The sequence below is a fragment of the Massiliimalia massiliensis genome (genome assembly GCF_900155615.1).
Classification (GTDB): Bacteria; Bacillota; Clostridia; order Oscillospirales; family Ruminococcaceae; genus Massiliimalia; species Massiliimalia massiliensis.
Genome location: NZ_FUHT01000002.1, coordinates 64470 through 80901 on the forward strand (window position 1 = coordinate 64470; position 16432 = coordinate 80901).

The 16432-nt window shown below is 50.6% G+C and carries 11 protein-coding genes; 5 read left to right on the forward strand and 6 right to left on the reverse strand.

The window, feature by feature from the left end; genetic code table 11:
• Positions 1-5: 5 nt before the first annotated feature.
• Both CZ360_RS00310 and polA read right to left on the reverse strand, forming a co-directional pair.
• Positions 6-452 (reverse strand): arsenate reductase/protein-tyrosine-phosphatase family protein, encoded by a 447-nt coding sequence (locus tag CZ360_RS00310; protein ID WP_159438052.1) that lies wholly within the window; start codon positions 450-452, stop codon positions 6-8.
• Between the two features lie 88 nt (positions 453-540).
• Complete coding sequence (gene polA, locus CZ360_RS00315) at positions 541-3099, reverse strand: DNA polymerase I (RefSeq protein ID WP_077532225.1); 2559 nt, start codon at positions 3097-3099, stop codon at positions 541-543.
• Between the two features lie 304 nt (positions 3100-3403).
• Between polA and dusB the strand changes: the two genes are divergently transcribed.
• Positions 3404-4381 carry a tRNA dihydrouridine synthase DusB gene (gene dusB / locus CZ360_RS00320; protein WP_324612691.1) on the forward strand — a complete coding sequence of 326 codons (978 nt, stop codon included), beginning with the start codon at positions 3404-3406 and terminating at the stop codon, positions 4379-4381.
• A gap of 95 nt (positions 4382-4476) precedes the next feature.
• Positions 4477-5061, forward strand: coding sequence for a hypothetical protein (locus CZ360_RS00325; RefSeq protein ID WP_077532227.1), 585 nt, complete (start codon positions 4477-4479; stop codon positions 5059-5061).
• Positions 5062-5128: 67 nt separating this feature from the next.
• Here CZ360_RS00325 and CZ360_RS00330 read toward each other — a convergent pair whose 3' ends face one another.
• The 4 genes from CZ360_RS00330 to CZ360_RS00345 form a co-directional block, all read right to left on the reverse strand.
• Positions 5129-8143 carry a beta-galactosidase, LacZ type gene (locus tag CZ360_RS00330; RefSeq protein WP_077532228.1) on the reverse strand — a complete coding sequence of 1005 codons (3015 nt, stop codon included), beginning with the start codon at positions 8141-8143 and terminating at the stop codon, positions 5129-5131.
• A gap of 188 nt (positions 8144-8331) precedes the next feature.
• Positions 8332-9243 (reverse strand): ribokinase, encoded by a 912-nt coding sequence (gene rbsK, locus CZ360_RS00335; protein ID WP_077532229.1) that lies wholly within the window; start codon positions 9241-9243, stop codon positions 8332-8334.
• Between the two features lie 15 nt (positions 9244-9258).
• Positions 9259-10035 carry an SDR family oxidoreductase gene (locus CZ360_RS00340; RefSeq protein ID WP_077532230.1) on the reverse strand — a complete coding sequence of 259 codons (777 nt, stop codon included), beginning with the start codon at positions 10033-10035 and terminating at the stop codon, positions 9259-9261.
• 209 nt (positions 10036-10244) lie between these two features.
• Positions 10245-12248 (reverse strand): fructose-1,6-bisphosphatase, encoded by a 2004-nt coding sequence (locus CZ360_RS00345; RefSeq protein ID WP_077532231.1) that lies wholly within the window; start codon positions 12246-12248, stop codon positions 10245-10247.
• 186 nt (positions 12249-12434) lie between these two features.
• Between CZ360_RS00345 and CZ360_RS00350 the strand changes: the two genes are divergently transcribed.
• The 3 genes from CZ360_RS00350 (at position 12435) to CZ360_RS00360 (ending at position 16164) form a co-directional block, all read left to right on the forward strand.
• Complete coding sequence (locus CZ360_RS00350) at positions 12435-12986, forward strand: biotin transporter BioY (protein WP_077532232.1); 552 nt, start codon at positions 12435-12437, stop codon at positions 12984-12986.
• A gap of 106 nt (positions 12987-13092) precedes the next feature.
• Entirely contained in the window at positions 13093-15324 is a 2232-nt protein-coding gene (locus tag CZ360_RS00355) for an alpha-galactosidase (protein ID WP_077532233.1), read from the forward strand.
• 264 nt (positions 15325-15588) lie between these two features.
• Entirely contained in the window at positions 15589-16164 is a 576-nt protein-coding gene (locus tag CZ360_RS00360) for a hypothetical protein (protein ID WP_077532234.1), read from the forward strand.
• Positions 16165-16432 lie beyond the last annotated feature (268 nt).

A 16432-nucleotide genomic window follows, 5' to 3' on the forward strand; every position in this document is an offset into this window, starting at 1 on the left:
CCAGACTACTTGTCCGCCTTTTCATCCAGCCGGAAACGGAACTCCTGTTCAAAGAAATCCCGAATTTTATCCCTGCATTCCCGGTAAACACCAATGTCCTGGCCAAATGGATCCGGCACATCCAGCACAATAACCCGGTCTTCATAATCAGGCACCGCGTCTGCAATCACGTTTTTATGTGAATCAGTCATAACATAAAAGATATCCGCATCATTTAAATCCTGAAGGGTAACGCGCCGGGCACGATGGCCGGTAATATCAATCCCGATCTCCTTCATACATTCTACCGCATTTACAGTTGGGAAATCCCCATCGGACGCGGCGAATCCCATGCTCTCCACCCGCATTTCCTTTTCCAGATGCTCCCGCTTGATAATCGCGTTCACAATTCCTTCCGCCATTGGGCTGCGGCAGGTGTTCCCGGTGCACAATATCAGAATTTTCATTTCCATGACCCTCCCTTTTTGACAAAAGCACATCCTAATAAAAATAAATGTAAAGCTTATATAATCTGATTGATCAAGCTGTAATTCTTGTTCCTTATCCCTTGGCGGCAAGCCAGTTTTTTCCCGTGTGTACATCAACGGACAATTCTACCGCAAGCCTGGCGGCCGACTGCATTTCTTCCTTTAACAGCGAGGCAACCAAAGGCGCCTGCATTACCGGCGCTTCAATGATCAATTCGTCATGCACCTGCAAAATAAGCTTCGCCTGAAGCCCTTCCGCCTTTAACCGGCGGTATACCCGGATCATCGCGATTTTGATAATGTCCGCCGCCGTTCCCTGGATCGGCGTATTCAGGGCAATCCGTTTTGCCAGTGCCTTGACCACCTTATTCGTGGAACGGATATCGGCGAGCTCTCTCCGGCGGTGATAGAGGGTGCTGACATAGCCGTCCTCCTCCGCCTGCCTGACAATCCTGTCCATATACTCCCGGACACCATGATAGGTTTTCAGATATTCTTCGATATAGGACTTCGCCTCCGCAACTGAAACATGGATATCCTGCGACAGGGAAAACGCCCCGATTCCGTATACGATGCCAAAATTGATTGCCTTTGCGCGGCTTCTCATCTGCGGCGTCACCTCATCCATCGGCGTTTTAAACACCTGCGAGGCTGTCACCTGATGAATATCGACCTGATCCCGGAAGGCCTGGATCATATTTTCATCCTGTGCAATATGGGCCAGAATCCGCAGTTCAATCTGCGAATAATCGGCGTCCACCAGCATATATCCCTCCCGCGCAACGAAGAATTCCCGAATTTTGCTTCCCTCTTCGCTCCGTACCGGAATATTCTGTACATTTGGCTCAGCAGAGCTAATCCTTCCCGTCCGTGTCTCCGCCTGGTTAAAGGTGGAGTGAACCCGCTGATCCGCACCAACCACTTTGGAAAGTCCTACAATATAGGTTGAGTGAAGCTTGGTCAGCTTCCGGTATTCCAGCAGGCAGTCGATAATCGGATGCTTCCCGCGCAGACTTTCCAGCACATCGGCGTTGGTAGAATATCCTGTCTTGGTTTTCTTTTTGGCGGGCAGTCCAAGCTCGTCAAAAAGGATAACGCCCAGCTCCCGAGTAGAATTCGGGTTAAAGGTATGCCCCGCATAGAAGAAGAGCTGTTCCTTTAGCTCATCAATCCGTCCCAGAAGCTCTTTCCCGTAACGGTCAACCTGCTCCATATCAATTCCAAAGCCTTCATACTCCATATCAGCCAGCACTTCGCAGAGCGGCAGCTCGATGTCGCAGAGAAGCCCGAACATGTTCTCGTTCTTTAAACGCTCTGTCAGCGCGTCACAGAGGTCGGAAAAGGCCGCGGCGATCCGCAGGGCTTCTCCCTCTGTATCAAGCTGATAAGCCTGATGCGGCAGGTATTTCTGAATCAGCCCCGCCAGGGCATATCCTCTGGAAACAGAGCTTAGCAGGTAAGCGGCAAGCTCCGCATCAAAGGTAAGATCTGTAAAAGAGAGTCCTTTTTCTCTTGCTCCCTTAAAATATGCCTTTGCCTGATAGGTGCGCTTGGGCAGGCTGCTTTGATAAACTGCCTGTTCCAGCACAGCCGGTATCTCTTTTGTAATGACAGCGATTTCATTCTCCAGGCAGAAATAAAGCGTCCCATCCTGCTCAAAGAAATCGATCCTCCCACAGCGCTTCAGCTTCTCTATCAAAATGTCGGCAGCAGGATCATACAAGGCTGTAATCGTTTTCTGCTCTACCCGTGCGGCAGGCTGCTCCTGCATTGAAACCGGTCGGATATCAAGCCGTTTAAAGAAGCTGAACAATTCCAGCCTGGTCAACGCCTCCGAAAGCTTTGCCTCCTGTACCGGCCGCATCTGCAGCTCAGCAAGCGGCTCCATCGGCGCTTCCACGCAGATGGCCGCCAGCTCCCGGCTGGTGAAGGCCATGTCCTTCCCTTCCTCCAGCAGCTTTTTTACCCTTGGAGTCGCGTCCAGCGAATCGAGCGACGCATAGATCACGTCAATATTATGATATTTTTGGATCAGCGCAGTCGCTGTCTTTTCTCCAATCCCCTTCACACCTGGGATATTGTCAGAGGCATCCCCCATCAGGGCCTTGAGCTCAACCACCTCTTCCGGGGATACTCCATAATCTTCTTTGAGCTTAGGGATATCATATAAAATATTCTCCTTCGTTTTCACCATGCAAACCTGTACATGCTCGCCAATGAGCTGCAAGGAATCGCGATCCCCGGTAGCGATGATACAATCGTCCCCGTTCGCACGGCATCGGGCGGAAATTGTGCCCAGCAGATCGTCCGCCTCATATCCGGAGAGCTCTGCAATCGGAATTCCCATCAGGCGCAGCAGCTCCTTGAGCGGCTCAAGCTGCATCGCCAGCTCCTCCGGCATTCCTTTCCGGTTCGCCTTATAGCCTTCATACTGAAGATGGCGGAAGGTGGGCGCCTTTAGGTCAAAGGTCACCACTGTAGTATCCGGCGTATAATCCTTCTGTAGTTTCAGCAAAATATTCAAAAAGCCAAAAATGGCGTTGGTATAGGTTCCCTCTTTATTGGAAAGCAGGCGTACCCCATAAAAAGCACGGTTTAAAATGCTGTTTCCATCAATTGCCAAAAATTTCATCTTTATCACCCTTGCCTTCGCTCTGACGAAAGCGTTTCCTGTTTGAAGGCTTCGCCATTCAAACTTTTCCTTTCCCGTGGAATTGGAGCCAGCCTTGTACGCGAAATGATCCCTATAAAAAGCGCGGCGCCTTCAAGGCAGGCCAAAGCCTGTTGTTTTGCGCCTGTACCTGCCCGTCCAAAAGTTGACGAAACGGCCTGTCTGCTTTATAATGGATAGCCGTAGACACGTTTTCTCCATGGTACAAGTCTGTTAACAGTATATCACGCTCATTCTATTATTTCAACTTTAAAGGATCGATATTGTGAAACTAGGAAATATTGTTTTGGAAAAAACTGCCGCCCTCGCGCCAATGGCCTCTGTTGCAGATCACGCTTACCGCCTGATGTGCAAAAGGTACGGCGCGGCTATGGTGACCGGCGAAATGGCGAGCGCCAAGGGAATGTTTTATTCCGACCGCAAAACTGCCGAGCTGTTAAGCGTCACCGGCGAAGAATATCCCATGGGCGTCCAGCTCTTCGGCAGCGAGCCGGATATCATGGCGGCCGCCTGTAAAAAAGCCGCTAAATTTTCTCCCCAGTTTATCGATATCAATATGGGCTGTCCCGTACAGAAAGTGGTTTCAACCGGAAGCGGGAGCGCGTTAATGAAAACACCGCAGCTTGCCGCCGATATTGTCAAAGCGTGCGTTGACGCGGTAGACCTTCCGGTCACCGTAAAAATCCGAAAAGGCTTCGACAATGACAATATTAACGCTGTGGAGCTTGCCTGTATGCTCGAGGAAGCCGGCGCCAGCGCCATTACAGTGCACGGGCGCACCAAACGGCAGATGTACAATCCACCTGTGGATATTAATATTATTGCCCAGGTGAAGCAGGCCGTATCCATTCCCGTCATCGGAAACGGCGATATCACCACCCCTCAGCGTGCTGCAGAAATGTATCAGAAAACCGGATGCGACCTCGTGATGATCGGGCGTGGCAGCTATGGGCATCCCTGGATTTTTGAAGAGGTCAGCAGGTACCTGGAAGACGGCGCCCTGCTTCCGCCGAAAAGCGTAGAAGAGCGGCTTGAGATTATGCTGGAGCATATCAGCCTCATCTGCAAATTCAAGGGGGAACGGCTGGGAATCCGGGAATCCAGAAAGCATGCCGCATGGTACGTAAAAGGGATGCGCGGTGCGGCAAAATTCCGCAATGCCTGCGGGCAGCTTGCTTCATATGAGGATGTCGTTGAGCTGGCAAAGCGGGTAAAGGCAGAAAACCGATTGGAGGAAGAATAAAACGGTGCGGACTGTTTCAGTCCGCACCGTTTTTTCATGCAAAAGGCTGACCCTTTTCCTCTCCGTTTCATATACTGGAATGGAGGTGAATTTAATTGAATATTTATGACTGCAGTGAATGCGGAAATTGCCGGCTTGTCCCAACCTGCTGTGCAGGATCGTCCAGTCCGGAACCATGCCCCTGTGAATCCTGCTGCAAGCCTGTATGCCCTCCGGCGCCATGCTGCCCGGAGCCGTGCTGCCGGCCGGTTACCCCGCCCCCTTGCTGCCTGCCGGGGACAGGAGAGCGTTCCTATGCAATGTATCATATCACAGAAGGAGCTGTGACCAGCGGAACTGACCTCGCGCTCGTTCCAATCCTGACCGGGCCAAACGGAACGATCGTGGCCGCTTCTTCTGCTTCTGTTTATCTTGCTCAGAGACATATTTACGAAGTCAGCTGCCAGGTTACTGCCGCCGCGCAGCTCGCCGGAAGCTTTACGGTCGACCCTATTCTGAACAATGTACCCGAGGCAAACTACAGCACAACCGCTGCGATTGCCGCAGACGGCGGAGCAGGCAGCGTGGCTTCTACGTTCCTTGTCAGCACAGTAACAGCTCCGGTAACGTTATCGCTCCACTATACAGGAACGACAGCCAGCACCGTAAACGGCGTGCTCGTCATCCGGGAAATTGCATAATCCTCTTCACAGAATCGTATAAAAACCAGCCCCGCAGAATACCACGGGGCTGGTTTGATTATTACTGTTATATTGACCGAATGGTAAAACGGTAAGAGAGCGGTTTATCAGACGGGATACAATAAGGCTCATGCACCCTTGCTCCCCAGCTGTTATCTCCGCCGACACCCATTTGTTTTCCTGCTATGGTGACCCAGGTATACTTCGGCATCGGCAGCTCGTCCCAATGAAGCGCATCCTCAAGCTGGAACGCGGAATAGGGAAGCACACCTAACTCAAACGGCGCATCCTCCATCTCAAAGAAAAGGCCTCTGCCGTTTTCATCCGAAATTTCTGCCCATCGGACATCTGTCCTGTTGCCGCATTCCTGCGGCATGGCATAACCGGCAATATTGTCTTCTGCTGTTGTGCAGTATACGCCGATTTTGGCGCCGCAGCGGCGGTCAAGATAGGTTTCCTCCGGCCCGGCGCCATACCAGACAACGTTCTGGTAATCAGCCGGCAGCTTCATGCTCCAGCCGAGCATCGGAAGCTCAGGCAGACCTTCAGCGCCTGGATAAGAAACTTCCACTGCAACGGTTCCGTCCGGCGAAACGGTATAGGACACCGTGGTTTCAGCCTCTGCCATCGGGGACAGCCTGTAGCTGTAGCGGACAAGCAGTTTTCCATCCTGTTCTTCATACTCCATCTTGGTTTTGGTCTGGAACGCGGAGGCCGCATACCAGAATCCGCATCGGTATGGATGCCCGTTGCCCTGGTCGTTGTCTGTAGCAGCGCGCCAATAACGCGGTTTCGGCGCACGGGTAATATATTCCACCCCATTGTATTTCAGGGAAGAAATTCCGCCCTCTTTTGCCGAGAAAAGGATGTCAAAATATCTGCCGTGCGCACCGATATTTCCGTCACCCAGCACAATTGTCATCTTTGCTTCCTCCGAAATCGGACCGGGCTGGTAGCTGCCGAGCACAGTCTGCCCATAGGCTGTCTCATGCCCTGCCATTGCCCAAAGGGTATCCTCTTTCAGGACTGCCGAAACATTCAGGGTATATTCTGCCCCAGCCGGAAGATCCGGCCAGGAAACAGAAATGTGCTCCTTTTTCTGTGCCGGGACATCGCAATCCATTTCAATCCGGTCAATTTCCTGTCCTTCCAGCTCTACCGTACAGATAAAACGGTATCCCGCCGTACTGATAAACAGGTTCTGGTTATCCATCGTAAATCCGGTTTGATCCGGCACAATTTTCAGGTTCTGATAGAGGAATTTCACCTCCTGCATTTTAGGGGAAGGGGTGCGGTCAGCATAAACAATCCCGTTTCCGCAGAAATTATAGTCGGAGTTGCGATCCTCAAAATCTCCGCCGTAGGCCAACACCTCTTCACCAAACCTGTTTTTCTGATAGATGAACTGGTCGATATAATCCCAGATGAAGCCGCCCTGGTACATCGGGTAACGCTCCAGAGCGGTATATGCGTCAAGCGCGCCGCAGGAATTGCCCATTGTATGCGCATATTCACAGCTCAGATATGGCTTTGGCGGGTCATTCCGGAGATATTCCTCAATTTCGGAAGCCGGCGGATACATCCGGCTTTCAATATCCGTAGTATCAGGATACCGTTTGTCATTCACTACTCCTTCATAGTGAACAGGCCGGGTCGGGTCGCTGCGGCGGAAATGCTGGGACATCTCAAAGATGTCTTTCCCGCCGTAGGATTCGTTCCCGCAGGACCAGATCAGCACAGACGGATGGTTTTTATCCCGCTGCATCATGGAATTGGCACGGTCAATGACAGCCGCCAGCCAATCCTCCCGGTCGTTCGGCACCGTCCAGGAATCATCAATGACATCTCTTTTTGACCAGGAACCATGGCTTTCCAGATTTGTTTCGTCAATCAGGTAAATTCCGTATTCATCACAGAGCTCGTACCACCGCGTCTGATTCGGATAGTGGCAGGTACGCACCGCGTTGAGGTTGTTTTGCTTAAGGAAACAGATATCCCAGAGCATATCTTCTTCTGTGACGGCACGTCCGCGGCGCGGATCAAACTCATGGCGGTTAACCCCCTTAAAGATGATCCGTTTTCCGTTAAGGCGCATGATCTTATCCACAATCTCAAAGCGGCGGAAGCCGATTTTCTGTGAAACCGCTTCTACGGTTTTTCCATCCCTTTGAATCAGGAGAATCAATGTATACAGATTCGGCTCCTCAGCGCTCCAGAGCTTTGGCTGGTCAACCTCCAGCGATAGTTCTGCTGCTTCCGAGTAGGAAAAGCTTTTGTTCATTACGAGCGTGCCGCCGGCATCATAAAGCGCCAGCTCAAGCTGGTCTGCTGCCGCGCCGGAAAAGGCACAGCGCGCATGCAGCGCAGCGCTGTCAAAGCCTTCGGATAAATCAGTGGTTACAAACCAGTCGTCCAGATGGGTTTCCGGATATGCATACAACAGCACATCCCGGAACAGACCGGAAAACCTCCAGAAGTCCTGATCCTGAATCCAGCTTGCGCTGCTGTGCAGATAGACCTCCACAGCAAGACGGTTTTCCCCATCCTTCAGGAAATCGGTTACGTCAAATTCTGACGGGGTATAGCCATCCTCGCCATAGCCGATAAAGGCACCATTGAGCCAGACATAGATCGCAGTTTCAAAGCCCTGAAAGGAAAGGATTGTGCGTTTTCCGCGCAGAGGCTCAGACACGGTAAAATCCTTCACATAGCTTCCGACGATATTGTGTTCCATATCCACCTGCGGAGGCCGGAGAAACGCCTTCCCGTCCCACGGGTAGATGGTATTGGTGTACTGCGGCTTGTCGTATCCCTGGGTTTGCAGGTGTCCGGGCACTTCAATAAAGCCCCATCCGTCAACACAATAATCTTCTCTGTAAAAATCCATCGGTCTGAGAGACGGATTTTTCGCAAAGTTAAATTTCCACGTCCCGCTTAAATTCTGGCATAATTCCATTGGCCCGCCGGCAAGCGCCCGTTCCTCATCCAGATAAAACTTATGGTCGGAATGCGCTTTTATACGGTTCACGCCGAATATTTCGGGATCTGTGAGCCAAGCAAGGTCTGGTTTTGTAATTTGCATGAGTTTTCCTCCTTAAAAAGGATTATTTTCTTTTCTATCTTATTGTATTTTTCCCCGAAACACGATAGAAAAATCAAACATAAATCAGTTCTTTTGATTCATCGGACTTCCGGAAAGCAGAATTGCACAGGCAGATGCCTCTGCTATTACAAGCAAGCGGAATATCCTGCCGATATCCCGCTTGCGCCTTATAACAGTATTTCCAATTCCTCCCGCGTCGGAATGGAGGACTGCGCTCCTTTTCTTGTCACGACAATGGCTGAGACGCTGGTTGCAAACTCCGCTGCCTCCCGCAGGGATTTCCCTTCTGCCAGCTTAATCGCCACAGAAGCGGTAAACGCGTCACCAGCGGCGGTTGTATCCACTGCCTTGACCTTTTTCGCCTCAATGATATGGATGCTCCCATCCGGCATACTGACGCAGGAACCCTTGCTCCCCAATGTCACCAGCACATCCTTTGCGCCCATCTGCTTTAAGGTTCCAATCGCCTCTTCCAGATGGTTTTCTGCCTCCGGTATCCCAGTCAGGATGGACAGCTCCACCTCGTTGGGTTTCACCAGGTCAACCGAGTCCAGAAGCCCCTCCGGCAATTTTTCCGGGGCGGGCGCCGGGTCGAGCACAACCAATTTCCCGAATTCCTTCGCTTTTTTGGCCGCATAAGCCGCCGCTTCCAGCGGAACCTCCAGCTGCAGCACAAAGACATCGCATTCTTTCAGCAAGTCAATGTTCCGGTCAATATAGTCACAGTCCACCCGGTTATTTGCCCCCAGCACAGAGATAATGCTGTTGCTCCCGTTCGGACATACCGCAATCATGGCGACTCCGGTTGAGATATCATCCCGTTCATCGAGATGAGAGTGATCAACGCCCGCCTTTGCCAGGCTTTCTTTGAGCATTGCGCCGTAGCCGTCCTTCCCGACCGCGCCCAGCATGGATACCTCAGCGCCCAGCCGGCTCAGGGTAGAAGCCTGATTAGCGCCCTTTCCTCCCGGTACAACCACAAAGCTTTCCGCCAGCAGGGATTCTCCCTCAAACGGAGTACGCGGGACGTCTGCGACGAGATCGGCATTTAAACTTCCTAATACAACTGCTTTCGTCATACTGGCAGCGTCCTCCTAAATACAGGTAAACGCGCCGTCTACCACAAAGTCAGAACCGGTGGTAAAGGTGCTGCAGTCCCCTGCGAGATAAACGACAATCGCCTGAAGCTCCTCCGGTTTACCCATCCGTCCCATTGGCGCCATCGCATTCCACTTTTCAATCAGCGGCTTCAGCCCTTCATTGCTCAGAATCAGATCCGTTCCGATATAGCCCGGACTGATGCAGTTGACACGTACATTTTTATCAATCCATTCCACTGCCAGGGATTTAGTCAGCTGGATCACACCCGCTTTGGAGGCATTATAAGCACACTGTGGCTGCGGGACATTGACAATATGCGCGGACATGGACGCGGTGTTGATAATTGAGCCTCCGCCCTGTTTTATCATAACCTTCCCCGCAGCCTGGGCTGTCAGGAACACTCCGTTCAGATTGACGTTGATGACCTTCAGCCACTGTTCATAGGTCATCTCTTCTGCGGCGACATTCAGCGCTATCCCGGCATTGCAGAAGGCAATATCAATCCTGCCGAATGAACCCAATACCGTGTCGATCATTGCGTCAACCTCGCTTTGGCTGGTCACGTCGGTTTTTACTGCAATGGTCTTTACCCCGGTTGCTGCGGCGATCTCTTTTGCAGTTTCTTCCGCAACCGGCAGATCCATATCCACGATTGCAATGTCAGCACCGGCCTCCGCCAAAGCGGTCGCTACGCATTTCCCAATGCCTCTCGCGCCGCCGGTCACAAACGCCTTTTTTCCGTCTAGTCTCATTTTTTCCAAAATTCCCATTTTTGCCGTCTCCTTTATTACCAATTTAAAATGTTTCCACATTCTGAGCAAAAGCTAAAAATCCGGAGTCTCAAATCCACCAGGCAAAGCCTGCCGATTGCTTCCCTGCACCCATCATAATCTTCCAAAAATACGATGTCAATCTATTTTCTCTTTTTTTGTGATTCCCCTGCATTTTTCTTTGATATTTTGGACAGGATATCCAAATTTTATTTTCTCGTATCCAGCAGGGCTTTCATAAGGTCCTGTTCGTCTCCGGGATAACGAAGCGCCATATTCTCCTCCGAAAGCTTCGGTGTCAGCACGCCCTGCCGGTAAGCATTGAGCAGCAGGGTCAGGTCATAAATCTGATTGCTTATTTTCTGTCCATAATCCGTATCGCTGACCATCACGCGCGCGAGCTCTGTTTCAAAAACGTCCGAGCTCGATTGGATATCCCGGTTTTCCAGAAGCGCTGTCTTGGTATCCTCAAACGCCTGGTGAGACATAATCCGCATCCCGTGGGAATTGTAAATCAAGGTGTACCCTGCAATCCCGGTTCTTGTATGGTATGCCTTGCAGAAGCCGCCGTCGATCACGATCAGCCGTCCGTTGGCCTTGACCGGGCTTTCTCCCTCAATCGCCCTCACCGGCACATGGCCGTTCACAATATGTGCAAACGGAGAGGTCAGCCCGAAATTTTCCAGAATTTTCACACAGACGGCTTCCGACTGATAGAAGGTGTAATAAGGATTTTTCTTCTCTTCCCAGGCAGCTTCGTCGCCCAGGTACATCCGCTCAAAGGTCGTCATTTTAGAACGGCCGAACAGCGGAGAGTCCTTTCCGCACCATAAATACCACATAAAGTCACAGCAATCCTGTTTTTCCTCCTCGCTGATCCCAGTCAGGTATGCGCGGCGCGCCTTGTGGTCGCAGTAATCCATATATTCTTTTCCGCGCAGCATCTTTCCGTCAAGGCTCACCACTGCCAGCTCCCCGTTTTCATCCAGTGGGATACACCCGTGGAACAGGAGGTTGTGGTTGTAAATCCGATACATACTGCCGCAGTCGTACAAAAACCGGACATGCCGTTGGAGACGTTCGCTTCCCCGAAACGCCCGTACCAAACCATGGAGCACATGCTCTTCCTCGTCAGTCAGCGCATATGGGTCTGCCCAGTGAACAGTCGGGAAGCCGGTATCCAGCAAAGGGTATTTTTCCCCCTCGATCTCAACCGTACCCCCGGCGGGATCAATCTGGCTGAGCAGCAGCCGGTCATCCATCCGGTATTCCGGATGCCGCCGGATTGTCTGTCCCTCGAGTTTAAACAGGATAACGGAAACAGCTTTTAACAGCGCTTGATGGGGTGTCTCACAGTCGGGATAGGTGGCCGCCGCAAAGTCGGAAAGCGGGCGGATACTTACCCCATATCCATTTTCCAGTGTCGCAAGATTATGATAAGCAACGCTGTTGCGTACCACTGTCGCAATACAGGGCAGGCTCCCTGCAGCCGCTCCCATCCAAAGGATGTCATGATTTCCCCATTCGATGTCCACAGAATGATACTGTGACAGCATATCCACGATGCTGTCGGCCCGCGGCCCGCGGTCAAAAATATCACCGACAATATGCAGGCGGTCAACTGCCAGACGTTTTACCAACGAGGTCAGGGCAATGATAAATTCATCCGCATTTTGGATGCTGATGATGGTTTCAATAATTTTCTGATGGTAAATAAACTGATTGTCGTCCTCGTCCGGCTGGGCATGGAGCAGCTCGTCAATAATGTAGCTGTATTCCTTTGGCAGCGCCTCCCGCACCTTTTGACGGGAATATTTGGAGGAAACCAGCTTGCAAAGGTCAATCAGCCGATGTAAAGTCTCTTCATACCAAACTTCAGTATTTCCGCCGCTTATCCGAACCATCTCCAGCTTCTGTTCCGGATAATAAATCAGCGTGCAGAAATCGGAAAGCTCCTGTTCTTCCATTTCTTTTCCAAACAGCAGGGTAACCTTCTCGCGGATTACGCCGGAGGCATTATTCAAGATATGGTAGAAGGCGGCATATTCACCATGCAGGTCGCTCATAAAATGCTCTGTACCCTTCGGCAGATTTAAGACGGCGCGGAGATTAATCAGTTCCGTACAAACCTGCTGTTCTGTACGATAGCTCTCGGACAGCAGCTTGAGATATTTTAGTTCGTCTTGTGTAAAGGTTCTCTTCTCATAATTCATAACCCTTCCCCCAATTCTTCTCTACTTCTTCTCCTTTATTGTACCGAAAAAGGAGAAAATTTACAATCTTTATCAGAGGAAAAAAATTATTGTAAACTTTTTTAAAAATTTTAGTTGACAATTATCCTTCCTTTGATTATAATTGGGACTGTGAAAAAAATATCTACATAGAAAGATGGGAAGAAAATGAACTCATCCGTTTCAAAAGTCAGGATACAAACCCTAACCAAAATTGCCATCTGCATTACCTTACTGATTGTCGCCTCTTATATCGTAATTCCGCTCCCCTTTTCCCCGGTAGTCATCACCGCGCAGACATTAATTGTCAATGTGATCGCGTTGGTGCTGACTCCAAAGCAGGCCTTTGCGGCCATGGGAGTGTATCTGTTCGCAGGACTCATTGGACTTCCGGTGTTTTCCGGCGGCGTTTCCGGGCCAGCCAAGCTCTTCGGGCCAACCGGCGGTTTTCTAATCGGATTTTGGGTTGCAGTGGTGGTAATCAGCCTATTGAAAGGAAAACGTCCCAGCTTTTGGCGCTATCTGCTTGTGACAGTGTGCGTCGGCCTTCCGATTATTGACTTCTTCGGCGTGCTGTTCATGTGCATCCTGCAGCAAGCCACCATCCCGGCAGCGCTCATGGCTGCCGTAGTGCCGTTCCTGCCAGGCGATATCCTAAAGGCTGTTGTTGCCTGCCTGCTTGCAGTGGCGCTCAACCGGGTTCTTCCCGCTAACGATTAAAAAAATCACCCATTTTATAAAAAATGGGTGATTTTTTTCTGATTTCCCTCAATTATAAGGCTATAATAAGAATACAATTTTATCCAAAGCATTGAGGAGGAATCTTATGCCGATTATTTATCACGAAACAACCCAAACCTTCCATCTTTATAATAATAAAATCAGCTATCTATTTAAAATACTGAAAAACGGACAGCTTGGGCAACTCTATTTCGGGAAACGAATTCACGATAAAGAAAATTTCGATTATCTGCTGGAGCTGTTCCCGCGCGCCATGTCCGCCTGCGCCTATGAGGGCGATAAAACCTTTTCACTGGAGCATATCAAGCAGGAATATCCCGCTTACGGTACAGGGGACATGCGCTATCCCGCCTATGAGATTTTGCAGACAAATGGCAGCCATATCACCTCCTTTGCTTATGTATCTCATGAAATTCGGCCCGGAAAGCCGGCTCTGCCGGGTCTCCCCGCTACTTATGCCGAGCGGGAAGAGGAGGCGGAAACCCTGGCGGTTCACCTGTGGGATGAGGTAATTCATACCGACCTGATCCTCTTTTATACCATCTTTGAACAACACCCGGCTATCGCACGCAGCGCCTCCTTTACCTGCCGGCAGGAGGAACCCATTGTCATTCACCGCGCCATGAGTCTCAGTCTCGATTTCCCGGACTACGATTTTGAAATGATAGAGTTGACCGGCGCATGGGCAAGAGAGCGTTCTGTCAAATGCCGCCCGCTGGAGCACGGCGTGCAGGGCATTTACAGTATGCGGGGCTGCAGCGGAAACGGTTTCAATCCCTTTCTTGCGCTTAAACGGCCTAATACGGATGAAGCCTCCGGAGAGGTTTACGGGTTCAGTCTGGTCTACAGCGGCAATTTTCTGGCACAGGCGGACGTTGAACCCTTCGGTACGGCCCGCGTAACCATGGGAATCCATCCTGACCGTTTTTCCTGGAAGCTCTGCAACGGGGAGAGCTTCCAGACGCCCGAGGCCGTAACAGTGTATTCCGACCAGGGACTGAACGGTATGAGTCAAGCCTACCATACCCTGTACCGCAGCCGGCTGGCGCGCGGCTTTTGGCGCGACCGGACGCGTCCTATTCTGATCAACAACTGGGAAGCTACCTATTTTGATTTTAACGAAGATAGGATTATACAGATCGCCAAAGCCGCACAGCAGCTAGGCGTCGAGCTTTTTGTCCTCGATGATGGCTGGTATGGCAAACGCAGCAGCGATACCACCTCTTTGGGGGATTGGTATCCCAACCCGGAAAAGCTGCCGAACGGCCTCTCCGGGCTTGCAGGCAAAATCCAGGCGCTGGGAATGAAATTTGGACTTTGGATTGAGCCGGAGATGGTCAGCTACGACAGCGACCTCTACCGTGCCCACCCCGACTGGATGCTCGCTGCTCCAGGCCGCCGCAGCTCCCACGGGAGAAACCAATATGTCCTGGATTTCTCCAAAAAAGAGGTTGTGGATTATCTTTTCCACCTGCTGGACCGAATTTTCTCTGAGGCGCCAGTCTCCTATATCAAATGGGACATGAACCGTTGCATGACCGAGGTGTTCTCGCAGGGTGCCGGCCCCGATTATCAGGGCACTGTGCCGCATCGCTATATTTTGGGCGTCTACGACCTTTACCAGCGCCTGACTGACAAATATCCGGAAATCCTTTTTGAATCCTGTGCGAGCGGCGGCGCGCGGTTTGATCCGGGGATGCTTTATTATGCGCCGCAATGCTGGGCGTCAGACGATACCGACGCGGTTGAGCGGATCAAAATCCAGTATGGCACATCCATGGTTTATCCTTTAAGCAGCATAGGCGCCCACGTCTCGGCCGTGCCAAACCACCAGCTCCTGCGAAACACGCCTCTTCAGACCCGTGCAAACGTCGCCTACTTCGGCACCTTTGGATATGAGCTCGATCTCAATCAGTTAAGCGAACGGGAAACCGAAATGGTGAAAGAACAGGTTTCCTTTATGAAACAGCACCGGGAGCTGATCCAATACGGAGATTTTTACCGTCTGATCAGCCCCTTCGAGGGAGACGGTAACCGAACGTCGTGGATGGTGGTTTCCAAGGACAGAAAAACCGCTCTGGTCGCCTATTACCGGATACTGAGGCAGATGAACGGCGGATACAGCAGGATCAGACTGCAGGGACTTGATCCACAGAGCTGCTATACGGTCTCCCCTAGCAATATCAGCCAGTACGGAGACGAGCTGATGAATCTCGGACTATTGACCTCTGACATCAACTCGGGAGAATTTTATTCCCATGATTTGGAAAAGGATGGAGACTATGCGTCCCGTCTTTATCTATTAACAGCAGAATAGAATAAAAGGTAACAGCGGGCAAATTGGGCGCCCGTTGTTACTTTTTTGTTACACTCTCCCAGCTAATATTGTCAGAAAGATTACAACTTGCCGATTTCCTTGACATCGGGACAGGGAGTAGCATACAATAGGAACGTACTTCATAGCAAAGTTTTTTGTTGAAACTGATGTTGGCATAAAATTTTTATGCCGCATTTTAGCCAGCCTAAAAGTGAACGGGAAGCACTGACATCGGCCGGCCCGATTCCATAAAGGGAGATTAGAATGAAATATAGCAAAATCATGGCTGCTGTTCTGGCAGTACTATTGGCCATCGGCTGTTTTTCCGGCTGTGGATTATTGGGAACAGGACAATCTACCAGTTCAAAAAACACGGCTGTCCAGACAACTGTTCAGCTTACAAGCTCCGATGGAAAATATTCTCTGGAAATTCCAGATAAATGGAAGGACATGCAGGCAGCCCTTTCATCCGATTCCGTTCTTGCATGCGGAAACAATGCGAAAGAGCAGTACCTCATGATAATCCCGGATTCAAAATCAGAGCTTAGTATGAATTTCTCTGAATACACCTCTGTGATCCTCCACCAGATCGGCACCAATATGGAGAATGCTGTCATCGATCAGACCGCAGACTTCGAGATACCAGGCCATGCGGCAACCCGGACGACGGTCTCCGGCACGGCGGATGGGCTTAAGGTGCGTTATTGGGTTTACACGGTAGACTGTCCGGAAGATTATCTTCAAATTGTTGCCTGGACGTTGCAGGACAAGGCTGAAGAAACAGAGCAGACCTACGACCAGGTAGCGCAAAGCCTGAAAGAAGCTGCCGGTACGCAGTAAGTCAGCGAATCATTCCCCCAATAAAACAGGGGCCGGATCATCCGGCGCCTGTTTTATTTCGCTAAATTGTTAAAGAATTGTCAATATAAACAAATTCCGACTTATTATTTGTGAAAAACGAAGAAATATGAAAAAATTATAAAAATCACATTGATAAAATATTGACAAAGCATTAGGAAAGTTGTATTTTGTTATTGGAACTTAGTTTATCACTTAAACTATCTCCGCCGTAATATTCCATTGCACAGCCGGCAAACTAAAAATGAGT